Here is a 25,802-nt window from a genome sequence, read left to right as displayed (position 1 = left end):
GGGTCTCAGCGCGCCGCCCCCGTGCCCAGGCGCATGGCGTCCTGGCTGGGTGACACGCCGAACTGGCGGCGGTACTCGCGGCTGAACTGCGACGGGCTGTCGTAGCCCACGCGGCGGCTGACGGCGGCGACGGCGGCCGGGGCCGCGGCGAGCTGGAGCCGGGCCTGCTGGAGCCGGATCCGTTTCTGGAACTGGATGGGGCTCATCGCGGTGACGGCGTGGAAGTTCCGGTGGAACGTGGAGACGCTCATGCCGGCCACCGCGGCCGCGTCCTTGACGCGGAACGGCTGGGTGTAGTGGTCTCGGATCCACTGAATGGCGCGGGCGATGTGGCTGAGACTGCTGTCGGGCAGCCCGAACTGCCGGACGATCGCGCCCTGGTCGCCGGTGATCAGCCGCCAGAGGATCTCGCGTTTGACGAGCGGCGCGAGGACGGTGATGTCCCGGGGGTGGTCGAACAGGCGTACCAGGCGGACGACGGCGTCGAGGAGCTCGGCGGAGGCGGTGCTGACGGCCAGGCCGGGCGGCACGCCCTCGCCGAGCTCCGGCAGGTCACCCGGCGCCGCCTGCAACAGCACCTCCGCCACGGCCGCCGGGTGCAGGGTCAGCCCGACCCCCAGCCCCGGCAGCTCCGCACTGGCCCTGGCGAAGTGGGCGGTCACCGGGAGGTCGACCGAGGCGACGAGGTACTGCCCCTCGCGGTACTCGTGCACCTGCTCACCCAGCGCGAAGCGCTTCGTCCCCTGGGCGACGACGGCCAGCACCTTGCCGTAGGTCGTCGGCGTCGGTGGCTGGGGCCGCTCCGCCTTGAAGATCAGGACACCTTCCATGGGGGTGGCGAGATCGGGACGGGCATGGCGGTTGAGGAGTTCACGAAGCTCGTCGAGGGCCATGATCCCCATCCAAAACCACGCCGGACCCGGAGACAACGAAGCCGGAGCCGCAGACATGCGGCAAAGACCCTGTCACCCTGGACGGCAGGGTCTCCCCGCCGCGCGGCCGGGCGCAGCCCGTACCGGGCTCAAGTCGGGCGCAACCCGTCGAGGCTGAAGGTCAGCAGGCGTTCGCCCTGTTCCGGAGAGGTCTGCTCCCCCGCCCAGGCAACCGCGTTGACCAGGGCGTACAGGTCCTCGGGGGTGGCGTCGGCGCGGATCGCACCCGCGGCGTGGGCGCGGGAGAGGAGCGCCTCGCCGCCGGCGAGCACCGCCTGGCAGGCGGCGTACAACTCCGAGGTCTCGTCCTTGAGGCTGCGCATCATCGGGGCGGCGAGCCCTCGATAGGCCGTCGTGTGCACGATCGCCGCCCGTAGCCAGGTGACCAGCGCCTCGTAGGCGGAGGGATGGTCGCGGAGTTCGCGGGCGGTGGCGGCCAGGTTCTCCATGCTGCTCCGGAGCAGCGCCTCCAGCAGAGCCTGCCGGGTGGGGAAATGGCTGTAAAGCGTGCCGTTCGCCACCCCGGCCCGGCGGGCGACGTCCTCCAGCGAGGCGTCGACGCCGCGCTCGGCGAACACCGCCGCCGCTTCGGTGAGCAGCCGCTCGTAGTTGCGGCGCGCGTCGGCCCGCATCCGGCGCGGCGGAGAGGTCGTCATGGGCACTCCCGGTTGCCAAACTTGAGGCTGTCTCAATATAATTCTTGAGACAGCCTCAAGTTTATCGTGTCCCCAAGGAAAGGGCCCACATGAAGCCGATCCTCGTCACCGGCGCGACCGGACAGCAGGGTGGAGCCGCCGCCGCCCACCTGCTCGCCGCCGGATGGCCGGTCCGCGCCCTCGTCCGCGACCCGGACTCCCCCGCCGCCCAGGCCCTGCAAGCCCAAGGCGCCGACCTGCGCATCGGCGACTTCGACGACGTCGAATCCCTCGTCAAGGCCGCCGACGGCGCCCACGGGATCTTCGCCGTCACCACCAACGATCTCGACGTCGAACGCGAGGTCCGCAGAGGCCGGGCCCTGGCCGACACCGCCAAGGCGGCAGGTGTCGCCCACCTGGTGTTCACCTCGGTCGGCGGCGCCGAACGCGACACCAAAGTCCCCTTCTGGGAAAGCAAATGGGAGATCGAGCAGTACATCCACTCGCTCGGCCTGCCCGCCACGGTCCTGCGGCCCGTCCGGTTCATGGAGAACCACGCCTACGCCGGACCCGTCGGAGGGATAGTCGACGGCGAACTCCTCCACTTCTTTCCCCCCGAATCCCCGGTCCAACTCATCGCCGTCACCGACATCGGCGCTTTCGCCGCTCTCGCCTTCACCCACCCGCAGGAGTACCTCGGCCAGTCGATCGAGCTCGCCGGGGACGAACTGACCCCGCTCCAGGCGGTGGACCTCGTCAGCCAGGCCGTCGGCCATGCGATCACCTATCGGCGGGTCTCCGCCGACCTCCTGGGAGTCGGCCCGGAAGCCGTCGCCTCATTTGAGAAGTACGGCGTCTGGCAGGCCGACATCCCCGCCCTCCGCCGACGCCACCCCGGCTTGCTCGACTTCCCCACCTGGCTCAAGCAGGGCGGCGCCGACCGGGTCCGCGCCATCCTCGCCATGGACTGACCCGCACGAAAGCCGTCCGGAAGCGCGAAGGCCGGACGCCCGATTCCATCGGGAGGCCCGGCCTCACTTCCGGCACCCACCAGGGGTACGGCACGTTCAGAGTGCATGATCAAAGGTAATCAGGCAAGCCATGTGTGGCCTCCATGGCGTTCCGGCGGCTCCGCCGACGACAGTCGGGGATCCGCTAGGGATCCCGCTTGAGGCCTCCCAGCTGTGACTCGGCGGTGACGGTCCGCCCCTTGTGATCACCGCGGACGGCACCGGGTCGGCCCGAGCCGACGCATCAGGACGGCCGAGGTGCGCGTTCTTCTCGAATCCACCTACAGCCACAGGCAGCTCGAGTGGGGAACCTTCACCGCGAGCCGCCGAAGGCCGTACCCACTGCGCTACTGAGGACCACGGTGCCTGAGCGGCCGCAGGCCGTACCGGACCGGGGTTGTCCGGGGGTTTCAGGTGAAGCGGCGGCCTTCGTCGCGGCGGTAGGCCCAGACGGCGAGGGCGGCGAAGACCACGACCCAGACGGCGAGCATGATCAGGGCGAGTGGGTTCGGGGTGAAGTCGGTGGTGGCGGCCCAGACCAGTTCCACCGCGCCGCGGGTCGGCAGGTAAGGGGAGACAATCTTGATGAACTCGGGGGCGTAGGCCGGGTCGCCGGTGAGCAGGCCGCCGCCGACCGCGGTCGGGAAGAAGACCACCTGGGCGATGACGATGGCCGCCTTGGAGCTGAACGTGTAGCCGATGGACAGGCCCATCAGGGTGAACGGCAGCGAGCCCACCAGGATCGCGCCGAGCCCGAGCAGCAGTTGGGGCACGGTCACCGTGGCCTCGGTGAGGACCGCCGCGATGACCAGAACCGGGATGATCGCGATCAGGGTGAGGCCCATGACGGTGATGATCCGGCCGGTGAACCTGGGCACCGGCCCCGCCGGGAGGGTGCGCAGGTAGGGGTCCCACGGCTGGGCCCGATCCTCGGCCACCCCGATCCCGTAGGTGAAGAGGCAGGCCGACATGACCGCGAAGATCACCATGGAACCGGTCGCGTACGTCGAGGCGACCGCGTTGTCCCCGGCGAACGGGACCACGAAGAAGAGCATCGCCATCGCCGGGAAGAACGCGCTGCCGATCACCGCGATGGGGACACGGACCGTCTCCAGGAACTGATATCGGGCGTGGGTCAATACGAGTGACATCTCATGGCTCCGGGGGTCAGGCGGCCTGGGATTCGCGGCCGGTGATGGTGAGGAACGCCTCTTCGAGGGAGGTCGGCCTGATCTCCAGATCGGCGAAGGGCGCGCCCGAGAGAACCAGCTCCCGGACCAGTGCGTCGGAGTCGGCGGTGAGCAGATGCGTGCGGGTGCCCTCCTGCTCGACGCCGAGGACACCCGTCAGCTCGGGCAGGCCGGAAGCGGTGAGGGTGACCCGGCGGATGCCGACCAGGCCGCGGACCGCGTCCATGGTGTCGTCGGTGAGCACCCGCCCGCCGCCGATCACCACCACCCGCTCGGCCAGCGCCTCGATCTCCTCCAGATAGTGGCTGGTGAGGACGACCGTCCCGCCCTCGGCGTGGAACCGCCGGATGCCGTCCCAAAGGGTCCGCCGGGCTTCGACGTCCAGGCCGGTGGTCGGCTCGTCCAGGAACACCAGCCGAGGCCGCCCGATGAAGGCGAGCGCCACCGCCAGCCGCCGCTTCTGCCCGCCGGAAAGCCCGCCGATCTGACGCTTTGCCAGGTCGCCAAGGCCGAAGCGGTCGAGCAGCTCCCCTCGGCCCACCGGGTCCGGGAAGTGCGCGGCGACGAAATCGGCGCACTCGCCGACCCGTAGTGTCGGCGGCAGGCCGGTCTCCTGGGGTGTCACCCCGATGCCGCGCCGCCGGGCGGGATCCGTCGGGGAGCCGCCGAGCAGTTCGACCCGGCCCGAGGTGGGCTTGCGCAGGCCGGCGAACAGGTTGACCAGGGTGGATTTGCCCGCGCCGTTCGGGCCGAGCAGGCCGACCACCTCCCCGGCGCGGATGTCCAGGCTTACCTGGTCTAAGGCGGTTACATCACCATATTTACGAGTGACCTCGACGGTCCTCGCCAAGATCTCAGCCATATGTTCCCCCTAGGAAAGTTCAAGGAGTTTGCGAATCGCGGCGGTGTAGTCCTCGAAGGCGCGGCGACCTTGCCGGGTCAAGGCGACATAGGTCGCCGGAGTACGACCCCGATGCGTTTTGACGATCTCCACGTAGCCGGCTTCTTCCAGCTTGGTAAGGTGCACCGACAGGTTCCCCGCCGTCATGCCGAGCAGGTCCTTCAGCGCCGGGAAGGCGACCTGATCCCCTTCACCGAGCGTGTTGAGGGTGGCCACGACCCGAAGCCGGGCCTGGGCGTGGATGACCGGATCGAGTTCGGGCCCGGCCGTCATCCACTCAGCCGCCGCCGTCGGTGCAGCACGATCCCGGCCACGATGAATCCGCCGCCCGCACCGAAGGACATGATCAGCGCGTGCGGTGCCGGTCCGGACACGGTGCCGATCACGTTCAATACGGCGACCCACAGCCCAAGTCTCATCATCGGCTGGTCCTGGTAGAGCAACCCGCCCATGATGTAAAGGATCGCCACAACGGTCATCGACGTCGCCGCCCACACCAAGCTCACCTCAGGCGGGGGCAGGAGCCGGGAGAGCCGGATGCTCAGCGCGATCGTGCAAGCCAGGCCGAGCCCCCAGGCGAAGCCGTACATCCTGCTCCGGTCCGCGGAGTCCCCCCGGACGCTACCGCCGATCCGCCATCGGGTGATCACGAGGATGGCCATTGCCGCGCTCATGAAGCCGAACAGCACCAGCAGCGCCGTCGCCTGGGTGAGTGCGCCGTACCCCAGGTACAAGAAGAGCGCGCCAAACCCGAGTAGCCAGGTCACCCCCCACGTCGTGTACATAAGCAGCGGATCTCCGCCAAGCCACCAGATCGTCTTGGCCCGCTGCTGCTCGATCAGCAGCAGCGTCTCCGCCGGCCCCAGCGGGCCGTCCTCATCCTTCACCACGAGTCGTTCCACCTTGGTTTGCACTTCCATGTAGTTTGTACTGTAAACCACATGGCTCCGCAAACTCAACCACGGAGACCGGCCTCAAGACGCCTCGCGGCGGCGGCGATCGATGACCTCGGCGGCGGCTTGTGGATGAGCGGCTTAGGGCCGCTTGACCAGCCGATACCCCGGTGGCTCCAGGGGCGCCTGGCACTGGCCGCGGCGGTCCCGGGGAAAGCCAGACTCGGTTCGGTGAGGAGGCCGCGCCTTCCACCGCGTCGAACCGGCGCAGCGCTGTGCGTACGAAGGACGCCGCTGGTTAGGTGGGAACGGGAATGGACGAGCAATGGCCATCGAGATAGGCATATCTTCGCGACAAATGCCGCTAAACGGCCCAAATCTCCGGGGTCGGTCTCTGATCTTTGTGCCTGGATCAGGTGATTGAAGTGCCTTCTTTGCGAATCACAGCTGTGATAGGGGTTCTCAGCAGAAGGCGATGATGTCTCGCGGCATTTTGGAGTGAGCACTCTCCAAGGAAAGGTGCGTCCGGTTGATGAGTGAGGACTCGTGGGTCGGCCTGGCCGACGCGGTCAAGGGGATCCGGGCCGAGCTGGCGGAGGCGATGGACGCCGGGAAGGGCGAACGGCTGAAGTTTGAGGTTGGACCGGTCGAGCTGGAGTTCAAAGTCGAACTACGCCGCGATGCCGAGGCCAGGACCGGGGTGAAGATCTGGGTCGTCGAAGCCGGGGGCTCCGGTGCTGTCTCACACACCTCCGGGCACACGTTGAAGGTCACCCTCAACCCGGTGGACAGCACGACCGACCGCTCCCCTCTGGTGAGCGACACCCTCGACGCTCTCCCTCCCCGACCTGGCCCCAGGTAGGCACGACATGGATCCCAGGCGGGTCGTCGACGTCTCCGGAGGTACCCACGAGGGCGGCCGGTCGTTCGGATCCGGCTATGCGATCGGTCCGGGGCTGGTGCTTACCGCCCGGCACGTGGTCACCGACGAGCAGGGAATCCGTTCGAGGACCTGAGAGCCCGGTTCCTGAACGACGGCCGGCCATGGTCGTGCGAGGTGATCTGGACCGGCCGGCCGGGAACGGATGCGGCGCTATTCCCCGCCGTGACGAAGCCTTGATCGTGATCGATCGCGCCGTCCGAATCTACGACCGGCTGGCCGACAAGCACCCCAACGCCCACCGCCCGAAACCCGCCGATTCCCTGAACAACCTCGGCGAGTCACTATCGACGGAGGTCGAGTAGATCAAACAAGGCTTGATCTACTGCGGCAAGCTCATAGGTCGAAAGACGGCCGGCAAACTCTCCCAGACGTTCAGGAGCAATACAGACGGTCTGCTCCACCATCACGCGAGTGGACTTGCCCTGCAGCTCGATCTCAGGGCGGAACCAGGTCGAACGAGCACTGGTCGACGTAGGTGCAACCAACAAGGTCGAAAGGGCCTCGAAAAGGTCCGATTGAATCACCACCGCGAACCGCTCGCCCTTCTGCTCGTGGCTCATGGCGTTTCGAGGGTCGCGGTAGCGATACACATCACCACGCACGCAGGTCGTCCATATCTCTCATGATCGCCTGAGCCTCCGCCCGGTCGGTCGGGTCCCTGCCCACGGCTTCAGCCTGGGCACGAAGACGATCGTTCCGACGGCGTCGCTGCGCGTCGAGGATGGCGTCGCGGATTACCTGCTCAGGAGAGCCACCATCCTCGGTCAACTCATCCAGCGCCGCCTCTGTCTGCGCGTCTAGTTCGATGGTCAGCACAGTCATATTCTCACTGTACGACGTAGGGATCCGCAGCACTTTGCAGATTTCCCGTGACGATACCGCTACATAGAGCAACCGTGATGTGGTGTGCCACATCCGCGAGCAACTCGCCCGCAGCAACCCCGATGCGCACCTTCCCGGCCTCGCCATGTCCCTCGACAACCTCGCAGCCGAGCTGGAGGGGCTGGGACGCCGGGACGAAGCCCTGATCGCCGTCAAACGGGCAACGAAGGCATACCAGCGACTCGCCGGAACCTACCCCGACGTCTACCTCGCCGACTTCGCCCGGAGTTCCCTCTTCAACGGTGTACTGCTGATCGACGCCGGGGTTCCCGATGAAGCGGTCTCGTCTCTCCTGCGAGGATTGCTTGCCGCTGAGGACAGGCAGCTTCAAAACCTCGTGAATGCGGGCGTCGAAATGCTTCAAGAGGCGTATCGGCGGTGGCCGTCGAAGACTCTGGAATCGTGGCGACGGGTCACGGGTGGGGAGCCCCCGGACTGGTTGTCCGGCTGATACCGCAACGCCCCGGGTGCCGGGTCACTGTTCGCGGAGGCCCCAGGGGGAGCCGTATTCGGTGAGGAGGTCGAGGAAGGGAACGGCGTCGAAGGCTTCGGGGCCGAGGACGCCGGCGCCTTTCCAGGTACCGCGGGCCAGGAGTTCGAGGGCGACGACGGGGTGGACGGCGGTCTGCCAGACGACGGCCTGATGGCCGTACTCGGCCATGGACCATTCGTTGTCGACCACGTGATACAGGTAGACCTCGCGAGGGTTGCCGTCTTTGCCGGTGCCGCGGACCCAGGTGCCGGCGCAGGTTTTCCCGCGCATCCGATCGCCGAGGGCGGCCGGATCGGGCAGTACCGCGGCGACGACGTCCCGGGGGGACACGTGGACGCCGCCGACCCGGACTTTCTCGGTGCGGTCCAGGCCGAGTCTGTGCAGCGTCTTCAGGACGCCGATGAACTCCTCCCCCAGGCCGTATTTGAACGTCACCCGCCGGGCGTCGACCCAGCGGGGGACGAGGAGGACTTCTTCGTGTTCGACGTTGACGCATTCGACGGGGCCGATTCCGTCGGGGAAGTCGAACACCTCGGGTTCGCTGAACGGCTCGGTGGTGTGCCATTCCCCGTTTTCCCAGACGACCGGGGGGTTGAGGCATTCCTCGATGGTGGTCCAGATCGAGAAGGTCGGGGCGAAGTCGTACCCGTCGACCTGGAGGTTGGCGCCGTCCCGGACCCCGATCTCGTCGATGGACGAGAACAGGTGGTCGGCGGCGTACCGGGCGAACACGTCGGCGAGCCCGGGTTCGACACCCATGCCGACCAGGGCGAGCCTGTCGGCGGCTTCCCATTCGGCGGCGAGGGCGAACTGCTCGTCGCCGAGTTTCACCCCGGGGATTCTGTACGGCTCCTGCGGGTGCGGCCGGGAAAGCGACATCGCCATGTCCAGGTAGTTCGCCCCGGCGGCCAGCGCGGCGCGGAACAGCGGCATGGTGAACCTCGGGTCGACCGCGTTGAACAGCACGTCGCAGCTGTGGTCGCGCAACGCCCCTACGATCGCGTGCTCGTCGGAGGCGTCGAGCCGGATCGCGGTCATCCGCGGGTCCCGGACTCCCTCCACGGCTCTGATCGCCCGGTTCTCGTCGTAGTCGGCGACGACCAGCTTCTCGAAGAACCCACGCCGTGCGGCGATCGCCGCGACAGCCGACCCGACACCACCGGCACCAATCAGCAGAATGCGCATGCTGGGACGGTATCCGTTGGTATATCCCCTTGTCGACCACTGAATCCGTTGAAATTCCCCCAAACACCCCCGGAATCGATTGGATTGGATCACGCGCTTCCGTGCCGGATCGTGGTCGATTGGCGCGGGGCGACCCCATGATCGTCAAGTCGTCTACAAGTGCCGATTCCTATCCTCACCCGCGGGTTCCGCGCCTGAGACGGCGTGACGGGACCAGGTCCGGGCGCACAAGCGACGACTGGGAGTGAGAACTTGGGACGGTCCCCGAACAGGCCGGCGAGGGTCTCAGCCGTGACCGGGTTCTTCGCACTGAATTGATCGAATGGGGCTGACGGCCCTGGACCCATAGCGGTACGGGCTGCGCCGGAGCCTGTGGCAGGCGCAGCCCGTACCGGAGTCATGGCGGTCTCAACAGGGAATTCGGCCGGCCTCCACAGTACGGCGAGGCCCGGCCAGTCGTAGGCGGCGGCGAAGTCCTGGAACGTCGGCCGGTCCTGCGCTGAACCGCGTGTAGTCGATTCGTCAGGCACGGGCGCGCGGCGCCCCCGGCCGCCCACCCGTGCCGAAGACGCCGCCTTGGTCAGGAGTTCAAGATGTTCATCCCTCCCCAGTGGTGCGCGGCCGTGCCGTAGTCCTGGAAGAGCAGCCAGTCGGTGCCGAGCCAGTTCCGCCACCAGCCGGTTATCGTGCCGGTCGCCCAGACCTGGTCGACGTTCGCGGAGTCGAGCTGGAACACCGGACCGCCGCTGTCCCCGCCGTAACACCCCTGGCCGGAGTGGCTCACCGCGGAGATCAGGTCGTTGTAGCACTCATGGTTGCCGTAGATGTCCGGCCCGCAGAGTTCGGTGTAGGAGCCGTCCACCTGGAAGCCGCACCGGGCACCGGCCGTGGTCCCGGACGAGCACAGCCACTGGCCGCCGTAGGTCCACAGCCAGCCGATGACCTGCTTGCTGAAGTCGTTCACCCCGGGGGTCCCGTCCCAGATCCGCCCCGCGCTCCCGCGTGTCCGGATCAAGGCGAGGTCGTACGCCGCGTGCTCGTACTCCATGAATCCGACGCTCTCGCCCACACCATCGGTAAAGGTGTCGCCGTAGGCCCCGCAATGGCCCGCGGTGAGCAGGTAACGCCTGCTCTGGTAGAGGACACCGAAACCGGCGGTGCAGTTGTACTGGCTCCCCGCGGTCCCCCGGCAGCCCAGGCCGCCGAACTTGGTGTTGCGGATGGCCATCCCGCCGTACCAAGGGCGGCTGTCGTCGCACCGGCCGGCCAACCCGACCGGCGTACGGTCGAAGACCTCCACCGGCACACCGAGGTTCTCCGGGATCAACGACTGGGTCCGCGCCTTCGCGGAGGAGTTCTTCGGGTCGACCGCCAGGCCGATGCCGCTGCCGTCGAAGGGGATCCGTACGGCGTGAACGGGCCCGCCGTTCTTGACCCCGGTCGCGGCGAAGGCCTTCGCACCAGCCGCCTTCAGCTCCTTGCGGGTATAGGCGGCCTGCTTGACCTCGACGGCGGCGATTTGGCGGGCCTTGCCGACCGCGTCTTCGATCGTCTTGGGCACCGGCCCCTTCCACCACACCAGCACCCGGTCCTCGGCCAGCTCGATTCCGGCGTACCCGGCGTCTTCCCCCGCCTCGACCAGGTGGCGAATCTTCTCGGCGGCCCGGATCAGCGGCCCCTGCCGGACGGCACGGTCTCGATCCCGATCGGTGAGATAGTCGGCCCTGACGGCGCTCTGCGCGGCGGCCTTCCGGTCGGCCGGGTCCGGGTCTGCGAACGCCGCCGATGTCACGGATAGGGGAAACGCGATCGTCAGCGAGGTGAGCGTGAGTATCAGCTTTCTTCTCAAGAATCCGGCTTTCATGGCTCCCATATTTCTCACTGTGAGTCCTGAACGGATTCCCCGAGCTTCCGGCGATACATTATTCATGTCAACAACAGAAACGAACCTGAAACATACATATAAAAATATACATCACCCCTGGTCACCTCGGACAGCAGAGCGACATCGATTCATTTCGACCGGTAGCCCAATTCAAGGGGGTGAATATATCGGCGATATATTCGAAGGCCTCTCCGGAGTCAACGGCGAGCACGAGGTCGAGACCCCCATAGCTTGCTCGCCGTCCGACCTTCCCCATGACCCGCCAGCGGCAAATCCCCGCTCGAGATGCGCAATTGGGGCCGGGCCTGCGCCCTGCCCCGGAGCCCTGGCCTTCCCGGGAAACCGGCACCGGCCGCCGTACCCACCGATCAGTGTCCACTTCCGGTCATTCTAAGTGGTTGTATCGCTACATAATGCGACTTACCGTCCCAAGAGGTGGGGCCCGATCGGGTCCCGGTCTGGGAGGTGCAAGCGTGGGGTTCATGCGGCGCAAGACGACCGGATACAGCGCGATCATCCCGACGACGGACGTACCGTGGAAGGCGATGTTCCTGCGGGGCAACCGGGTCACGAAGATCCACTGGGGCGGCCGGGACTACGAAGGACCGATCTCCGGGGCGTACGGAACCCAGCTCGCGGGCATTCCCGAGCCCTTCGCGACCTCCGCCGAAGGAGTCCTGCAGCTGCTGCCGGACCACGGTCGGCAGCGGACCGTGTTCTTCCATGGCGACAACTACCTGACCTGGGATTGGGGAGTGGGCGAGGTCGGCCGGGGCACCGTCGTCACCCACCAGAAGTTCGGGCCGCTGATCCCGGCGGACTTCCGTACCGGGGTGGACGTGGCCCTGGAGCTGCCCAACGTGAACGGGTCGTGGCGAACGCTGCTGTTCAAGCGGGACCGATGCGTCCTGATCCATTGGGATGCCGGGATCCAGTACCAGGGGCCGATCTCGGGGATGACCGGTGCGGGATGGAGCAAGCTACCCGAGGAGTTCAACTCCGACTTCGACCACGCGATCCACCTGAACCAGGACGGCTCGACACTGCGGACCCTGTTCATCAAAGGCGACCGGGGCCTGGTGTTCCACTGGGAACAGGGCCCGGAGAAATCCGGCCTCCTGTCGGGCATCTCCGGCGGACTGGCGTCGCTGCCGACCGAGTACTCCACCCTGATGCGCCCGGTCACCGGCCGCTACACCGGCACCGTCACCAGCGGGCCCTACGCGGGCGGCTACGAACTCGACTTCCGGGTGGACCTGGACGGCGCCCGGCCACTTGGGCTGGTGAGCGGCGAAGAGTTCGAACTCGGCCCCACCCGGACCCTTTACAGCAGCTTCACCATCGACAACCCGCAGGTCACCGTCACCCCGACCACGGTCACCGCCAGCGGCCGGCTGAGTTTCCAGCAGGGCATCCTGCCCGCCACCGCGACGCTGTCGCTCGACCGGAAACCGGCCGGAGCCACCGACGGCACCGGCCGGTTCACCATCACCAGCGACGACGGCGCCGAGGTCACCCCCTACAACCTCGTCTACACCTCGCCGTACCTGCGCAGCGTGGACTGGGAGATCGACACGGTGACCGGCACCCGGGTCTTCGGGCAGTACAACACGGCCGACCACCCCCGTCCCGCCGGGGTGACCACCCGGGCGCTGACCGTGGCGGCCTGCTACGCCGACGCCGGGATCGAGATCCGTACGGCGGGCACGGCCAACCAGGTCGCGGTCGACTCGGCAGGAGCCGACCTCAGGTGGTCCAACGCCGAACTCCACGCGGCGATGGTCGCCAACTTCAGCGGCTACCGCGAAGTACCCCAGTGGAAGGTGTGGACGCTGGTTGCCACCCGGCACGCCGACGCCGGGACGCTCGGCATCATGTTCGACCAGTCCGGCCTGCACCGGCAGGGGGCGGCCGTGCTGTACAACGAACTGATCAACTACAACCTGGCCGGGGGCCGGAACGAACTCCACACCTACGTGCACGAACTCGGCCACGCCTTCAACTTGCTGCACTCCTGGCAGAAGTACCTGGCCAACCCGCCGCAGCCGCTCGGCCCGTCCTTCGGGTACGGGGACCTGTCCTGGATGAACTACGACTGGAAGTACGAAGGCGACGCCGGAAGCGGTGACGCCGCGTACTGGTCGGCGTTCCCGTTCATCTTCACCGACAGCGAACTCCGGCACCTACGGCACGGCTACCTCGACCACGTCATCATGGGCGGCAAGAACTTCGGCAGCGGATCCGGCTCCCGGACCCCCGACGCCGACAGGACGCTCGCCGCGCTCGCCACCCCGCTCACCGACGAGTCCGGGCTCCGGCTGGAACTCTCCGGCAAGCGGGTGTTCGGCTACGGGGAGCCGGTGGCCGCCGAACTGAGGCTCTCCCTCGACGGCACCCGGCCGTCCGTCGACGTCGTCCCCGACCTCGACCCCTCCGGCGAACACCTCACCCTGGCCGTCACCGACCCCGCCGGGGTGACCCGCCTGTACCGCCCGCTGCTCCGCGCCTGCCGGCACCTCGGCCGACGCACCCTCACCGACGACGACCCCGCCGTCTACGACAGCGTCTACCTCGGCTACGGCGCGGACGGGCTGACCTTCGACACGCCCGGACGGTACCGGTTGCGCGCCGTCTACCTGGCCCCCGGTGGAGCCCGCGTGGTCTCCGCCGACCAGGCAATCCGCGTCCGCCACCCGGTGGAGCACGCCGACCAGCACGCCGGGGAGCTCCTCCTCGACGACCAGCAGGGCACCCTGCTGGCGCTGCTCGGCTCCGACGCCCCCCAGCTGCGGGACGGCAACGACGCCCTGGCCGAGCTGATCGACCGCTACCCGGACCACCCGCTCACCCTCTACGCGCGGATGGTCAAGGGCACCAACGCCGGCCGCCACTTCCTCACCCTCGCCGACGGCGCCGTCGAAGTCCGGCCCGCCGACACCGCCGAGAGCATCGCCCAGCTCACCGCGGTCGTCCGGACCACCGTCGACCCGGCCGTCGACGCCGGCGTCGACAACATCACCCTCAACCAGACCATGCGCCGCCTCGCCCGCGCCCACGCCCGTGCCGGCGACCTCGACCATGCCGACACCGTCCTGGACGAGCTGGTCGACACCTTCCGCGCCAGGAACGTCCCCGCCCCCGTCCTCGCCGCCATCACCGACCAGGCCGAAGCCGCCCGCACCCGACTCCACACCGAAGAGGCCTGACCCTTAACTCCGGACGCCCCGTCACCCGTCGGCACGACATACGGTACGGGCTGCGCCGTGGCCTGTGGCAGGCGCAGCCCGTACCGGGATCAAGGCATTCTCGACACGGAATCGGGCGGTTTCTACCGCAGAACGAGGCCCGGCCAGTCGTAGGTGGGCAATCGGCCTGCCGTACGGCACGCAGCTCAGGTTTCGAAGGCGGCGGACTGTTCATGCGACGGGAGTACAGCCCACCCCGCAGACTCCGCCATTGACATCACCCTCCGACGAGGCTAGTTTTCTAGTTGGCTAATTAACCAAATAGAAAACTACTATGGACGATGATCAGCTGAGCGCTACGTTCGCCGCGCTCGCCGACCCGACCCGGCGGGCGATCCTGGCACGGCTGGCAACCGGTGAGGCCACGGTCGGCGAACTGGCCGAACCGTTCAACCTGAGCCCGCCCGCCATCTCCAAGCACCTCAAGGTGCTGCAGCAGGCGGGGCTGATCGAGCAGGGCCGGCAGGCGCAGTGGCGCCCCTGCCGGCTCCGGCCCGAGCCGCTGCGAGAGGTGGCGATATGGATGACGCAGTACCGGCGATTCCTGGGCCAGAGCTTCGATCGCCTCGACGACTACCTGCGCGCGCTGCGGACGCAGCAGCCGGGCGACCACGACACACCCCAAGGAGAAGCACAGTGACCAGGCAGGATCTAGGCAACGCGACGACGACCATGTACGCCGAAGGCGCCGAGTTGGTCATCGAGCGCACCTTCGACGCCCCCCGCGAACAGGTCTGGGCCGTGATGACCTCACCCGAACACATCCCTCAGTGGTGGGGGCCGCACGGCACCACCACCGATGTGGTGGAGATGGACGTCCGCCCCGGCGGCAGGTGGCGCTGGGTCAACCTCTTCGACGGCGGGCGAGCCCCATTCACCGGAGAGTACTTGGAGGTCGTGCCGCCTCAGCGGTTCGTCCGAACGTCGATCTTCGACATCGAGCCGTTCAACACCGGGCCGGGCGCGATCGAAACCGCTACCTTCGACGAGGTCGAGGGCGGAACAAAGGTCACCTACCACACCCGCTTCCCCGCGCAGGAGGCGATCGACGCCGCGCTGGCACAGGGCATGTCGAAGGGCGCGCTTGAGCAGTTCGACCGCCTCGCCGACCTGCTGACCGGGACCAGCCGACCACGATGACCGCCGACGAACGGTCCACAACCTCCTCGCCGTCCGGCAAGGCCGCCGGAATCACGGCGTGGGTGCTGCAGATCCTGCTCGGCCTGGCCATCCTGGCAGCTGGGGCGTCCAAGCTCTTCGGCGAAGCCGGCGCCGTCGAGATGTTCGACGACATCGGTATGGGTCAGTGGCTGCGACTGGTGATCGGCACGTTGGAAGTCGCCGGCGCGGCAGGTCTGATGATCCCGCGACTGCGGGCGTTGGCAGCACTGTGTCTGCTGCTCCTGCTGCTTGGCGCCGTTGTCGTCAGCCTGGCCATCCTGGGCGACAGTCCTCTTGTTCCCCTCGCCTACGCCGTCCCGGCGGCAGGCATCCTGTTCCTGCGCCGACACGAGCTGTCCACAAGGCGTTAACCACTACACGAGTAACCGGAGCACACCTGCCGAGGCCGTCGACGCGGCCCGCTGGATGCGCACCGGTGACCTCGCGGCGACAAACTCCGAGGCTCATCGGGGGGTGAGGCCGTGTTCGTAGGCGTAGATGACGGCGTGGACCCGGGTGCGTAGTCCGAGTTTGCCGAGTATCCGGGCGACGTGCGTTTTCACGGTCCCTTCTTCAATCGTCAGTGCGGTAGCGATCTCGGCGTTGCTCAATCCTCTGGCCAGTTCCCGGAGCACTTGATGTTCGCGTGGGGTCAGCCGGTCGAGCGGGCGTGTGGCCGGCCGAGGGGACAGGACGGCGAATCGGCCGATCAGCCGACGTGTCAGCTGGGGGTCGATGAGGCCGTGCCCGCGGTGCAGCGCCCGTACGGCGTCGAGCAGGAGTTCGGGATCGCTGTCCTTCAGCAGGAAGCCGGCCGCGCCGGCCTGCAGGGCGCCGAAAAGGTACTCGTCGAGGTCGAACGTCGTCAGGGCGAGTATCGCCGGTGGTGACGGAGTGTCGGTGAGCAGGCGGATCGCGGCGATTCCGTCCAGGTACGGCATCCGCAGGTCCATCACCACAACGTCGGGCCGCCGCCAGAGCGCCTTGTGTACGGCTTCCTCACCGTTCGCCGCTTCGTCGACCACCTCGATGTCCGGCTCTCCGTCCAGAGTAAGACGCAGCGCCTGCCGTACCGGCTCCTGGTCGTCGGCGACGAGCACCCGGATCACCGTTTGTACTCCTTCACGATCGGCAATTCGACATCCACCTGCCAGCCGTACGGCTCACGCGGCCCGATCGCCAGGGTGCCGCCGCGCAGCCGCACCCGCTCACGCATCCCCCGGATACCCTGTCCCTCCGCGGGCAGCTCCGAGGGGGGCCGCGGCGAACCGTTGTCCACGATCGAAAGACGCAGCCTGTCCCGTTTCCGGATGAGACGCACGTCCACCGCGGTCGCGTCGGAGTGGCGGACCGCGTTGGTGAGCGCCTCCTGGATCACCCGGTAGGCCGTCTGGTCGATCTGGTACGGCAGCCGCGCCGTACTCCCCGAGCGGGCCAAGCTGATCACTCTGTCGGGACCGGACAGCCGCTCGGTGAGGGAGCCGACCTCGGCAAGGCCCGGCATGCCGTCGGCGGGCTCCTCGCGCAGGGTGCTCAGCAGCGCCCGTACCTCCGTCAACGCCGACGCGGACAGGTCGGCGATGGTACCGAGGGCCCGGTCGGCGGTGGGTGGGGCGCCGCCGAGGGCTCTGCGGGCGGCGGTGGCCTGCATCCGGATGGCGGTGAGGTGGTGGCCGACGCTGTCGTGGACGTCTCTGGCGAGCCGCTCCCGATCTTCAGCCGCGTCCCGCCGCTGCTCGGCGTGGCGCAGCCGTACCGACTGCTCCACCTGCTGCCGATGCAGCCGCAACGCGTATCCGACGGCGGTGGGGGTCACCCCGACGAGGAGCAGATCGGCGAGCACGGTGGTCGACACCGCCTCCTCGGGAATCAGCACCCCGTACACGAACACCCAGCCGACCGAGACGATCGACACCAGCCAGGGCCGGTGCGGACGGCGGTACACGGCGAGACAGAACAGTGTCATCGCCACCAGCCGCCCGTGCCAGCCGGAGACGACGGTGTCGGTGGTCCCGATGGAGGAGGCCACGGCCGCCGACAGAAGCGCGGCGGCCAGTGGTAGCCTCCGCCACAGCAGCATCGGCAGGCAGGCCAGGATGCTCAGCCCGATCAGGGCGGCGAGGCCCGGTGTCGGCGACCGCCCCTCCCAGATCGCGACTCCGACCAGCAGCGTCACGACGGCCGACACGAGCAGCAGGTCTTTCAGCCATCTCATGCCGGTCAAGGCTGCCATCGTTTCCCGCCGGGCTACGGGTTTTCGGTACGGGGCGGAGCCTGGCCACAGCTTGCGCCCGCGGGCGGCAGCGCACCGGTGGACAGGTACCGGTTGACGTGTTCCCGTACGCACGGGTGGCCGCTCAGGTAGAGGGCGTGGCCGCCGAGCGCAGGGAGGTACCGGGATCCGGGAAGTTGCGCGGCCAGCCGACGGCCGTCCTCCGGTGGGGTGGCATGGTCGTAGGCACCGTTGGCGATCAGAATAGGCGGCACTCCCAGCGGCTTGATGGGATGCGGCAGGAATGTCTGGGTCGATGGGAGCCCGGCGCAGTGGTTGGCCATGACCCACACACTCCGCCAACCGAGGAGAGGCGCGACTTTCCGCATGTCCGACTCAAGACTCTTCAGACGCCGGTAGTCGGAGGGGTAACGGTAGTCGGCGCAGAGCCTGATCCGGGACAGGTCGGGGTCGGGGGCACCGGGCGGAGCCTCCAGGAGGAGCGAGGCGTCGCCCGCGTGGGCCTCTTTGAGTGCCTTCGCCAGATCCGCCCAGAGCGGCTCGAACCCCACGGCCGCGATGGAGACGATGGTCGCCGCGCCGACGGTGGCGCCCGCCCCCGCGCGGGGCGCCGGGATCGGCGTGCGCCCGGCTCGGGCGATCACCTCTTTCCAGACGGTGAGCAGGTCACGCCCGTGCAGCGCACAGCTTGCCGTCTTCGCACACCATTCGGCGAACCGGTGCAGGTTCCGTTCGTCGGTCTTCACCCGCGGCTTCAGCCACTCTTTGATGGAGCGCGTGGTGTGGTCGAACACGCTGTCCAGGTACATTCTGCCGATTTTGTGCGGGAAGTATTCCGCGTACGCCGTGCCGTAGACGGTGCCGTAGGAGTTGCCGTAATAGTTGAGTTTCTCCTGCCCCAGCGCCACCCGGACCGCCTCCAGGTCGCGGACGTGCTGCCAGGTGGTGAGATTCCCGGACAGTACACCTGCCGCCTTGCCGCACCTCTCCCCAAAATCACGATTTTTCGTGACATGCTGGGTGAAAGCGGTGCGGTCCGCGAAAACCCAGGTCCGTTTATCCGCAGGAATCGGTGCAGGAATCGGGCATTTGATACCGCTGCTTCCGTCGAACCCTCGCGGATCAAAAGTCACCAGGTCAAACCATTCGGTCAGGTCCGCGACCATGTCCCCGAGATAGCGGAATCCGGAAATCTGGGGACCGGGCCCACCCATGTCGAAGACGAGTGCGCCCTGCTTGCCCGCCTGATTACGCGCGGGCCGCATCGCGAGGGCGAGGGTGATCTGAGCCGCTTTCGGCCGGGCCCAATCGGCGGGCACCGTGAGTTCGGCGCATTTCAACCCGTCCCCGCAGTCCCGCCAGGAAAGAGGCTGGCCCGAGCCGGCCTGGACCCTCGGCTCCATACGGGCCGAAGCCGGGCTCGCCATCCCGCCCAGCACAAGCACGACCGTGGCCGCACCGGCCACCTGTTGGACGATCTTCTTCATGGACCCAGGCTGCCGAGATCGGTCATGCCCCCGCGTCTGTCCTTCGGCATATCTTTGTCGCGCCCGAACCTTCATCGAACACTTGAGGTCCTGGCCTCCCGACCTTGAGATCGTCTGGTACGGGCTGCGCCCGGCTTGTACCAGGCGCAGCCCGTACCGGACTCGTGCTTGTCGCGAGCCGCTCTACGGCAGGGTGAGGCCGGGCCAGTCGCGGGTGGCGGTACCGAAGTCCTGGAAGACGAGCCAGTCACCGGCGGTGTTCCAGTTCCGGCCGGTCACCGTGCCGACGGCCCAGACCCGGTTGACGTCGGCGTCCAGTTCGTACACGGGGCCGCCGCTGTCTCCGGCGATGGAGGAGACGCCGCTGTGGCTCCGCGCCGAGAGCAGGTCGTTGTAGCACTCGTAGCCGCCGTAGACGTCCCGGCCGCAGATCGTGGTGTAGGTGCTGTCCACCTGGTAGCCGCACTTGGCGCCGCTGGTCGTTCCGGACGCGCACAGCCGCTGGCCGTAGGAGGCCCAGCGCCAGCCGATCACCGGCTTGGTGAAGTCGCTGACCCCGGGTTTCCCGTCCCAGATGCGGCCGAGGGAGTTGCCGGGGGTGCGGATGAGGGCGATGTCGTGCGTCACGTGTTCATGCGTCACGCTCCCGATGGCCTCGCCGGTGGAGTCGGAGAACGCATTGCCGGGGGCGCCGCAGTGTCCTGCGGTGAGCAGGTAGGCGAGCCCGCCCAGCCGGACGGCGAAGCCCGCGGTGCAGTTGAATTGTCGACCGGCGGTTCCGCCGCAGAGGGTGGGGAAGGTGAACGCGGTGTTCCGGATCGCCACGCCGCCGTACCACGGGGCGTAGTCGTCGCACCGGGTCGTCACCGTGAGCGGGTTACGCGCGTGCACCTCCACCGGGACCCCGAGGCCACGAGGGATTCTGGACTCGGCCTGGGTCTTGGCCGCCTTGGCCCCTTCCTCCACCGCCGCGGACACCTTGCTGCCGTCGAACGGAATCCGGATCGCGTGCACCGGCCCCCCGGAGGTCACCCCGGCCGCCGCCCACACCTTCGCGGCGGCGGCCTTCAGTTCGTCGCGGGAGTGGGCGGCTTTCCGCACCTCGACCGGGGCGATCCGGCGGGCCTTGACGATCGCGTCCTGAACGGCCTTCGGCGGCGAACCCTTCCACCAGACCACGACCCGGTCCGCGCCGATCCCGGTCCCGGCGAAACCGGCGTCCTGGCCTGCCTCGACCAGCTTACGGATCCGGTCCGCCGCCCGGAGCAGCGGCGCCTGCGCCACGGCACGGGCCCGGTCGGCCTCCGAAATGTACCCGGCGTCTCCCTCGGGTGCCGGTTTCACGGCAGGCGAAGGCGACGGGGTCGCCGCCGAGGCGGTACTTGCCGGGGCGGGCGGAAACGTGACCGCCATCGCCGCGACGAGCAGCGTGAATCTACGTCTCCATGATTGAACAGACATGTTTCTCACTTCGCGGAATGCGACGATCCTGACTCCGATGGAGACGAGACTCATTCAGCCAATGAATTGTGTCAACAAAAAGCAATAAACGGGTATTGCCGCAACGGAAATTAGTTGCATAAATCCGGATTTATCGGAGAGCGGTTTTCCGAGAGTCCTCCGATCCGTCCGGCGCCGGCCGTGCCAGCCGCAGCAGGCCGCCGCCGAGTGTCCACCTTGCGACATGTCGCCACTGCGGCGGCCCGGAGACGGTGACCGGCCCCAAGTGTTCGCTTCAGACTGCGATCCATCCCCGCCACGCAGGCGATCTCCTGCGCAACCTGAAGGAGCACATCGATGGGCCGGTTCGTACGCTGGACCGCCACGGCCGCCGGGATCGCGACCGCGATCACCGTCGCCGTCGCCCTGCCCGCCACAGGCCATACCCCGAAAAGCCTGATAACTCAGACGGATCCGGTGGACCCCACCGGCCATCAGGTCACCCTGATCACCGGTGACGTCGTCCAGCTCGTTCAAGCCGCCCCGGGCAGGTACGCCGCGTCGGTACGCCCCGCGCCCGGCCGGGAGCGGGTCACCTTCCACACCACCGAGACCGAGGACGGCCTGCAGGTGATCCCGGCGGACGTGGTGCCGTACCTCTCCTCCGGCCTCCTCGACCCCGGGCTTTTCGACGTGAAGCAGCTGATCGCGGACGGCTACGACGACCGGTCCGCCCCAAATCTCCCTCTTATCGTGAAATTTCAAGACCCTAAGCGGGGGCAGGCGCAGACGTTCACCGGGGCCACGACCACGACAGCGCTACCCAGCATCGGCGGCGCCGCCCTGTCCGCGGGCAAGGGCGGGCTGAGCGGCTTCTGGAAGTCGATCAGCGGCTCCCCCGCCACGGCCACCGCGTCGCCCCGGCTCGCCGCCGGCCTGGACCGAATCTGGCTGGACGCCCGGGTCCGGACCACACTGGACCGCAGCGTCGCCCAGATCGGCGCCCCCGACGCCTGGCGGGCGGGCTACGACGGAACCGGCGTCGACGTGGCCGTCCTGGACACCGGGGTCGACGCCGCCCACCCCGACCTCACCGGCAAGGTGACGTCCGCGGAGAACTTCACCGACGACCCCGCGGTCACCGACGGGCACGGGCACGGCACCCACGTGGCGTCGACGGTGGCCGGGAACGGCCCCACGCACAAGGGCGTCGCCCCCGGCGCGAACCTGCTGATCGGCAAGGTCCTCGACGACGACGGCTCCGGACAGTTCTCCTGGGTCATCGCGGGGATGGAGTGGGCGGTCCGGCAGGGCGCCGAGGTGGTCAACATGAGCCTCGGCGCCGGAGCCACCGACGGGAAGGACCCGCTGAGCGAGGCGGTGAACACACTGACCGCCCAATCCGGGACGCTCTTCGTCGTGGCCGCGGGCAACGTCGGCGGAATGCACACCATCGGCTCGCCGGGCGCCGCCGACGCCGCGCTCACCGTGGGCGCGGTCGAACGGGACGAGCGGCTCGCCGGCTTCTCCAGCCGGGGGCCGCGGCTCGGCGACAACGGGCTCAAACCGGAGATCACCGCGCCGGGAGTGGGCATCGTGGCGGCCCGCGCCGCCGGCACCGCCATGGGTGACCCGGTCGACGCGCGGTACACGGCGGCCTCGGGGACCTCGATGGCGACCCCGCACGTGGCGGGCGCCGCGGCACTCCTGGCCCAGGCCAACCCGCAATGGCGCGCGGCACGGCTCAAGGACGCGCTGACCGGCACGGCCCGGATCAACCCCGGGCTGACCGTCTTCGAACAGGGCTCCGGCCGGGTGGACGTGGCCCGTGCCGTCTCCCAGCGGGTGCGGGGCACCGGTGCGATCGACTTCGGCATGCACGCCGACGCCCCCGGCCTCAAACCGGTCGTCAAACGCCTGGTCTACCACAACGACTCCGCTGCGGAGGTGCGGCTCGATCTCAAGGCCGACCTGCGGAACCTGGACGGCGGCCCTGCGGGGACGGATGCGCTCACGCTGGAGTCCGCCCAGGTCACGGTACCTCCCGGCTCGTCGGCGGAGGTCGGGGTGACCCTGGATGCGGCCAAGCTCGCCCGAGGCCTGCACGGGGGCTGGATCACCGCGACCGGACCGGACGGGATCTCCGTACGGACCTCGGTCGGGACCACCTTCACCGGCCCGATCCGGAAGGTGACCCTGCGCGCGCTGGACCGGAAGGGGGAGCCGACGTGGGCGTACGTGGTCACCCTGTTCGGCGAGCGCCGCGGCTCGGATGTGCGCACCTGGCTCCGCCCGGGACAGCCGCGCACCGTCGAGGTGGAGGAGGGCGACTACATCCTGCACGGCGTCATCGAGGACGGCGACCGGCTGGACGAGCAGGCGACCCTGATCACCGACCCCGAAATCGAGATCACCAAGGACACCGAGATCGTCCTGGACGCGCGGGAAGGCGCCCCCGTGCGGATCCTGACCCCTCAGCCCGCCGAGCAGCGGGAGATCTTCAGCTACTACCTGCACCGCGTGATGGGAAACAAGCGCACGGTCAGCCACGGGGTGATGCACTTCAGCAACATAAGACGGCTCAACGTCACCCCCACCGAGCGGGTACGGCGCGGCGAGTTCGAGTTCTCCTCCCGCTGGCAACTGGTCGCCCCCATGGTCGTCGCCCAGGTCCGCGGCCTCGGCGGCCCGTTGTGGACGAACCTGCTGCACCAATCACCGGTCTACGACGGGCGCCGGGAGTTCCGGCTCGTCTACGCGGGAACCGGAAAGCCCGCCGAACTCGCCGCGGCGAAACCCCGCGGCGCCGCGGTGGTGATGACCGCCTCCCCCGAGATCACCGAGCGGGAACAGGTCACCGCCGCTGCCGCCGCGGGCGCCTCGGCGGCGCTCATCGTGCGGGACAGGAGCGAATCCCCGTGGACCGTGTGGCGGCCTGTGGGCGACCGGGAGCCGATCCCCGCGCTGGTCGTCGCGCACGACGACGGCCTGCGGCTGATCGAGGCCGCCCGTCCGGGCCGGGCCAGACTGGAACTCACGCTGACCGTCTCCAGCCCCTACCTCTACGACGTCTTCCACGTCGAGCGGGACCGGGTGCCCGATGAGATCACACATCGGGTGACCCGGGCCAACAGCATGCGGCGGACCACCCGCTACGCCGACTACGGCGGGTTCGGCTGGGCCAAGGAGCAGCGGTTCGGCTGGCGGCCGTGGCAGTCGTATTCCTGGAACGACTTCCAGCGCATCGTCGCGACACCGTCGACCCGAGAGGAGTGGATCAGTGCCGGGGACTCGCTCTGGCAGCACCGCGTCCACCATCTGTACACCTGGGATGAGATGAACCCGCTTTCGGGCGGCTTCCGCGAGTCGCCGCGAACCTACGCCCAGGGGTCGGACACGATGGACTGGATCACCCCGGTGGTCCGGCCCGCGATCCCCGCCGACGTGCCGGGAATCGTCTCCTCCCGTTCCGGGGACGTCCTCGCCGTCCGGATCCCGGAGTTCACCGACGCCCGGGGACACTACGCCTTCGGCGACGAAGGGGAATCGAAACTACGGCTCTGGCGGGACGGCACGCCGATAGCCGAGCGGCCCGACGCCTGGCGGAACATCGACACCACACCGGACCCGGCCGCATACCGGCTGACCCTGACCACCGAGCGGAACGACCCGGAGTGGATCTGGGCGACCCGTACCGAGACCACCTGGGGCTTCCGTTCCGCCCGGCCCGCGGGTGACCGAAGGGAACCCCTCCCCCTGCTCCAGGTGGACTACGACGTCCCCGTGGACCGGTACGGCCGGGTCTCCGGGCGGCACGCGCACACCGTGGAGCTGACGCTGCGCCATCAGACCGGGCTCAACGTCCCCCGGGACACCGAGGTGGAGGTCGAGGTCTCGTTCGACGAGGGCCGGACCTGGACCGAGACGACCGTACGCGGCCACGGCACCCGCTACCGGGTGACCGTCCCGCGCGCAGAGGGTGCGGAAAGCGTGTCGCTGCGGATCAACGCCGAGGACTCACGGGACAACGAGATCACCCAGACGGTCGTCCGGGCCTACGGCCTGCGCTGACCCACGCCCCCGGCGTGAGGAATCCGGTACGGGCTGCGCCTGGGCAAGCAGGCGCGGCCCGTACCGACCCCGCCGGCGGCGACGTGACCGCGACCCGGCGACCGTGCTCACCGGACGGCGGGTCGCGACGGGGCCGGAGGACAGGCGCGGCGGCGGTACGGCGGCAGGCGGCCCGGGCGCCCAACCCGGCCCGAGGTCAGATCCAGCCGAGACGGGCGGCCTGGAACGCCAGGCCCGGGCGGGTGTCGACCCCGGCCAGGGCCATCAGCTCGCCCAGGCGCCGCTGCACCGTCCTCCGGCTCACACCCAGCTGTGAGGCGATGGACTTGTCCGGTACCCCGGCGACGAAGAGGGAGAGCAGGAAGCGCTCCTCCTCCCCCGGCCCGCCGCCGGGCTCGGGGCCGGGGATCTCCCCGTGCAGCCGTACGGGCGTGGCCTGCGCCCAGTAGCTCTCGAACAGGGCGATGAGCGCCTCCAGGAGCTGGCTCCGGCCGACCAGCGCGGCGGTCGGCTCCCCGAGCCCCGCCCCCGCGCCGGGGACGAGCGGGCACACGGCGATCGCGTGGTCGACGATCCCGAGCCGGATCGGCAGGCTGGGCAGGGTGCGCGCCTCCTCGCCCAGCCGGATCCCCGCGGCGACGTTCTCCATCATCCCGGGCTCTTCCAGGAGCGCACGCTCGTAGATCACCCGGTAGCGCACCCCGCGGCCGAGCGCGTCGAACTCCTCGAGGTTGTCCTCGCTGGACATCGCCACGGGGTTGGCCCGGCAGAACCACATCATCTCCGAGGCGACCGAGTTCTGCAGGTCGCGGAGGGTTTCCCGGAGCACCGAGGCCCCGGTGATCACCTCCACCAGCCGATCCGCGTCGTGCCGGCGGGCGCTCGCCCGGTACTCCTCGGTCAGCGTGGCGACCGCGCGGCGGGCCGACTCCAGGGACTCCTGCTCACGGACGAGCGCCGTCCCCAGCGCGATGTCGGGGGAGACCGGCCGGAACGTGACCCGGTCCGCGACGTCGACGGTCGCCACCCCCTTCACCCGCAGGGTGGCCAGGTGCCGCGCCGCCTCCTGCGTCCCGAGCCCCGCGGATTCGGCCACCTCCTCCGCCCGGGCTTCGGCCAGCCGCAGCAGCGTGCGGTAGACGAGTTCCTCCTGGGGGTGCAGCCCCACCGCCTTCAGCGTGTTTCCACCGTGTTCCCCGTACATCCCGGCACTCTA

At 68.7% G+C, this 25,802-nt stretch carries 24 protein-coding genes; 8 read left to right on the top strand and 16 right to left on the bottom strand.

The genetic code is table 11. The annotated features are described in order from the left end of the window. Positions 1-5 precede the first annotated feature (5 nt). Positions 6-902, bottom strand: a complete 897-nt coding sequence (locus RUR_RS09050; protein ID WP_283134494.1) for an AraC family transcriptional regulator — start codon at positions 900-902, stop codon at positions 6-8. A 119-nt stretch (positions 903-1,021) separates the two neighbouring features. Then, a complete protein-coding gene (locus RUR_RS09045) occupies positions 1,022-1,588 on the bottom strand; it encodes a TetR/AcrR family transcriptional regulator (RefSeq protein WP_283134493.1) in 567 nt (188 codons plus the stop codon). A gap of 89 nt (positions 1,589-1,677) precedes the next feature. Here RUR_RS09045 and RUR_RS09040 point away from each other — a divergent pair, with 89 nt between their 5' ends. Beyond that, on the top strand, positions 1,678-2,538 hold the full coding sequence (locus RUR_RS09040; protein ID WP_283134492.1) for an NmrA/HSCARG family protein: 861 nt from the start codon (positions 1,678-1,680) through the stop codon (positions 2,536-2,538). Positions 2,539-2,987: 449 nt separating this feature from the next. On the opposite strand, the gene RUR_RS09035 is transcribed toward RUR_RS09040, so the two are convergent. The 4 genes from RUR_RS09035 to RUR_RS09020 are packed head-to-tail and all read right to left on the bottom strand — an operon-like array spanning position 2,988 to position 5,588. After that, positions 2,988-3,728, bottom strand: a complete 741-nt coding sequence (locus RUR_RS09035) for an ABC transporter permease (RefSeq protein ID WP_283134491.1) — start codon at positions 3,726-3,728, stop codon at positions 2,988-2,990. Positions 3,729-3,744: 16 nt separating this feature from the next. Further along, positions 3,745-4,629 (bottom strand): ABC transporter ATP-binding protein, encoded by an 885-nt coding sequence (locus RUR_RS09030; RefSeq protein ID WP_283134490.1) that lies wholly within the window; start codon positions 4,627-4,629, stop codon positions 3,745-3,747. Positions 4,630-4,638: 9 nt separating this feature from the next. Next, complete coding sequence (locus RUR_RS09025) at positions 4,639-4,941, bottom strand: winged helix-turn-helix domain-containing protein (protein ID WP_283134489.1); 303 nt, start codon at positions 4,939-4,941, stop codon at positions 4,639-4,641. Further along, a complete protein-coding gene (locus tag RUR_RS09020) occupies positions 4,938-5,588 on the bottom strand; it encodes a hypothetical protein (RefSeq protein WP_283134488.1) in 651 nt (216 codons plus the stop codon). Before RUR_RS09020 ends, RUR_RS09025 begins: the two co-directional genes overlap by 4 nt. Before the next feature lie 505 nt (positions 5,589-6,093). On the opposite strand from RUR_RS09020, the gene RUR_RS09015 reads away from it, so the two are divergent. Together RUR_RS09015 and RUR_RS09010 are read left to right on the top strand one after the other, a co-directional pair. Further along, positions 6,094-6,423: a trypco2 family protein gene (locus RUR_RS09015; RefSeq protein ID WP_283134487.1), complete on the top strand. Its 330-nt coding sequence runs from the start codon at positions 6,094-6,096 to the stop codon at positions 6,421-6,423. A gap of 7 nt (positions 6,424-6,430) precedes the next feature. Beyond that, positions 6,431-6,577 carry a hypothetical protein gene (locus tag RUR_RS09010; RefSeq protein ID WP_283134486.1) on the top strand — a complete coding sequence of 49 codons (147 nt, stop codon included), beginning with the start codon at positions 6,431-6,433 and terminating at the stop codon, positions 6,575-6,577. A gap of 208 nt (positions 6,578-6,785) precedes the next feature. Here the strand turns inward: RUR_RS09010 and RUR_RS09005 are convergent, their stop codons facing one another. The 5 genes from RUR_RS09005 to RUR_RS08985 form a co-directional block, all read right to left on the bottom strand. Continuing rightward, positions 6,786-7,106 (bottom strand): type II toxin-antitoxin system PemK/MazF family toxin, encoded by a 321-nt coding sequence (locus tag RUR_RS09005; RefSeq protein ID WP_283134485.1) that lies wholly within the window; start codon positions 7,104-7,106, stop codon positions 6,786-6,788. Then, positions 7,096-7,326 carry a hypothetical protein gene (locus RUR_RS09000; RefSeq protein WP_283134484.1) on the bottom strand — a complete coding sequence of 77 codons (231 nt, stop codon included), beginning with the start codon at positions 7,324-7,326 and terminating at the stop codon, positions 7,096-7,098. The genes RUR_RS09005 and RUR_RS09000 overlap by 11 nt, the downstream gene beginning before the upstream one ends. Positions 7,327-7,330: 4 nt before the next feature. Continuing rightward, a complete protein-coding gene (locus RUR_RS08995; RefSeq protein WP_283134483.1) occupies positions 7,331-7,750 on the bottom strand; it encodes a hypothetical protein in 420 nt (139 codons plus the stop codon). A gap of 111 nt (positions 7,751-7,861) precedes the next feature. Continuing rightward, a complete protein-coding gene (locus RUR_RS08990) occupies positions 7,862-9,064 on the bottom strand; it encodes a saccharopine dehydrogenase family protein (RefSeq protein ID WP_283134482.1) in 1,203 nt (400 codons plus the stop codon). Positions 9,065-9,644: 580 nt separating this feature from the next. Further along, a complete protein-coding gene (locus tag RUR_RS08985; RefSeq protein ID WP_283134481.1) occupies positions 9,645-10,928 on the bottom strand; it encodes a chymotrypsin family serine protease in 1,284 nt (427 codons plus the stop codon). A 494-nt stretch (positions 10,929-11,422) separates the two neighbouring features. On the opposite strand from RUR_RS08985, the gene RUR_RS08980 reads away from it, so the two are divergent. The 4 genes from RUR_RS08980 (at position 11,423) to RUR_RS08965 (ending at position 15,726) form a co-directional block, all read left to right on the top strand. Then, complete coding sequence (locus RUR_RS08980) at positions 11,423-14,155, top strand: hypothetical protein (RefSeq protein WP_283134480.1); 2,733 nt, start codon at positions 11,423-11,425, stop codon at positions 14,153-14,155. 313 nt (positions 14,156-14,468) lie between these two features. Beyond that, positions 14,469-14,834, top strand: a complete 366-nt coding sequence (locus RUR_RS08975; RefSeq protein ID WP_283134479.1) for an ArsR/SmtB family transcription factor — start codon at positions 14,469-14,471, stop codon at positions 14,832-14,834. Beyond that, on the top strand, positions 14,831-15,334 hold the full coding sequence (locus RUR_RS08970) for an SRPBCC domain-containing protein (protein WP_283134478.1): 504 nt from the start codon (positions 14,831-14,833) through the stop codon (positions 15,332-15,334). Before RUR_RS08975 ends, RUR_RS08970 begins: the two co-directional genes overlap by 4 nt. Beyond that, the gene (locus RUR_RS08965; protein ID WP_283134477.1) at positions 15,331-15,726 is read left to right on the top strand and encodes a DoxX family protein; all 396 of its coding nucleotides are present in this window, start codon (positions 15,331-15,333) and stop codon (positions 15,724-15,726) included. The genes RUR_RS08970 and RUR_RS08965 overlap by 4 nt, the downstream gene beginning before the upstream one ends. A 93-nt stretch (positions 15,727-15,819) precedes the next feature. On the opposite strand, the gene RUR_RS08960 is transcribed toward RUR_RS08965, so the two are convergent. The 4 genes from RUR_RS08960 to RUR_RS08945 form a co-directional block, all read right to left on the bottom strand. After that, positions 15,820-16,464, bottom strand: a complete 645-nt coding sequence (locus RUR_RS08960) for a response regulator (protein ID WP_283134476.1) — start codon at positions 16,462-16,464, stop codon at positions 15,820-15,822. Then, positions 16,461-17,570 (bottom strand): sensor histidine kinase, encoded by a 1,110-nt coding sequence (locus tag RUR_RS08955; RefSeq protein WP_283134475.1) that lies wholly within the window; start codon positions 17,568-17,570, stop codon positions 16,461-16,463. The genes RUR_RS08960 and RUR_RS08955 overlap by 4 nt, the downstream gene beginning before the upstream one ends. Positions 17,571-17,602: 32 nt before the next feature. Next, positions 17,603-19,075 carry an alpha/beta hydrolase gene (locus tag RUR_RS08950; RefSeq protein ID WP_283134474.1) on the bottom strand — a complete coding sequence of 491 codons (1,473 nt, stop codon included), beginning with the start codon at positions 19,073-19,075 and terminating at the stop codon, positions 17,603-17,605. Between the two features lie 183 nt (positions 19,076-19,258). Further along, positions 19,259-20,536 (bottom strand): trypsin-like serine protease, encoded by a 1,278-nt coding sequence (locus RUR_RS08945; protein WP_283134473.1) that lies wholly within the window; start codon positions 20,534-20,536, stop codon positions 19,259-19,261. Between the two features lie 336 nt (positions 20,537-20,872). Here RUR_RS08945 and RUR_RS08940 point away from each other — a divergent pair, with 336 nt between their 5' ends. Then, a complete protein-coding gene (locus tag RUR_RS08940; protein WP_283134472.1) occupies positions 20,873-24,586 on the top strand; it encodes a S8 family serine peptidase in 3,714 nt (1,237 codons plus the stop codon). 196 nt (positions 24,587-24,782) lie between these two features. Here the strand turns inward: RUR_RS08940 and RUR_RS08935 are convergent, their stop codons facing one another. Continuing rightward, entirely contained in the window at positions 24,783-25,790 is a 1,008-nt protein-coding gene (locus RUR_RS08935) for a helix-turn-helix domain-containing protein (RefSeq protein ID WP_283134471.1), read from the bottom strand. Between the last annotated feature and the right edge of the window lie 12 nt (positions 25,791-25,802).

The organism is Rhizohabitans arisaemae (assembly GCF_025996515.1).
Lineage (GTDB): Bacteria > Actinomycetota > Actinomycetes > Streptosporangiales > Streptosporangiaceae > Rhizohabitans > Rhizohabitans arisaemae.
Note: the sequence above shows the minus strand (reverse complement) of the source record. Positions and strands in the feature narration are given on the sequence as shown.

Bases quoted from the DNA above. Each gene is read 5' to 3' on its own strand.
- RUR_RS08990 (WP_283134482.1), bottom strand. From the start codon at position 9,064: ATGCGCATTCTGCTGATTGGTGCCGGTGGTGTCGGGTCGGCTGTCGCG.
- RUR_RS09015 (WP_283134487.1), top strand. From the start codon at position 6,094: ATGAGTGAGGACTCGTGGGTCGGCCTGGCCGACGCGGTCAAGGGGATC.
- RUR_RS09050 (WP_283134494.1), bottom strand. From the start codon at position 902: ATGGGGATCATGGCCCTCGACGAGCTTCGTGAACTCCTCAACCGCCAT.
- RUR_RS08950 (WP_283134474.1), bottom strand. From the start codon at position 19,075: ATGAAGAAGATCGTCCAACAGGTGGCCGGTGCGGCCACGGTCGTGCTT.
- RUR_RS09025 (WP_283134489.1), bottom strand. From the start codon at position 4,941: ATGACGGCCGGGCCCGAACTCGATCCGGTCATCCACGCCCAGGCCCGG.
- RUR_RS09045 (WP_283134493.1), bottom strand. From the start codon at position 1,588: ATGACGACCTCTCCGCCGCGCCGGATGCGGGCCGACGCGCGCCGCAAC.
- RUR_RS09040 (WP_283134492.1), top strand. From the start codon at position 1,678: ATGAAGCCGATCCTCGTCACCGGCGCGACCGGACAGCAGGGTGGAGCC.
- RUR_RS08965 (WP_283134477.1), top strand. From the start codon at position 15,331: ATGACCGCCGACGAACGGTCCACAACCTCCTCGCCGTCCGGCAAGGCC.
- RUR_RS09020 (WP_283134488.1), bottom strand. From the start codon at position 5,588: ATGGAAGTGCAAACCAAGGTGGAACGACTCGTGGTGAAGGATGAGGAC.
- RUR_RS08940 (WP_283134472.1), top strand. From the start codon at position 20,873: ATGGGCCGGTTCGTACGCTGGACCGCCACGGCCGCCGGGATCGCGACC.
- RUR_RS08935 (WP_283134471.1), bottom strand. From the start codon at position 25,790: ATGTACGGGGAACACGGTGGAAACACGCTGAAGGCGGTGGGGCTGCAC.
- RUR_RS09035 (WP_283134491.1), bottom strand. From the start codon at position 3,728: ATGTCACTCGTATTGACCCACGCCCGATATCAGTTCCTGGAGACGGTC.
- RUR_RS09010 (WP_283134486.1), top strand. From the start codon at position 6,431: ATGGATCCCAGGCGGGTCGTCGACGTCTCCGGAGGTACCCACGAGGGC.
- RUR_RS08985 (WP_283134481.1), bottom strand. From the start codon at position 10,928: ATGAAAGCCGGATTCTTGAGAAGAAAGCTGATACTCACGCTCACCTCG.
- RUR_RS08945 (WP_283134473.1), bottom strand. From the start codon at position 20,536: ATGTCTGTTCAATCATGGAGACGTAGATTCACGCTGCTCGTCGCGGCG.
- RUR_RS09000 (WP_283134484.1), bottom strand. From the start codon at position 7,326: ATGACTGTGCTGACCATCGAACTAGACGCGCAGACAGAGGCGGCGCTG.
- RUR_RS08975 (WP_283134479.1), top strand. From the start codon at position 14,469: ATGGACGATGATCAGCTGAGCGCTACGTTCGCCGCGCTCGCCGACCCG.
- RUR_RS09030 (WP_283134490.1), bottom strand. From the start codon at position 4,629: ATGGCTGAGATCTTGGCGAGGACCGTCGAGGTCACTCGTAAATATGGT.
- RUR_RS08955 (WP_283134475.1), bottom strand. From the start codon at position 17,570: ATGAGATGGCTGAAAGACCTGCTGCTCGTGTCGGCCGTCGTGACGCTG.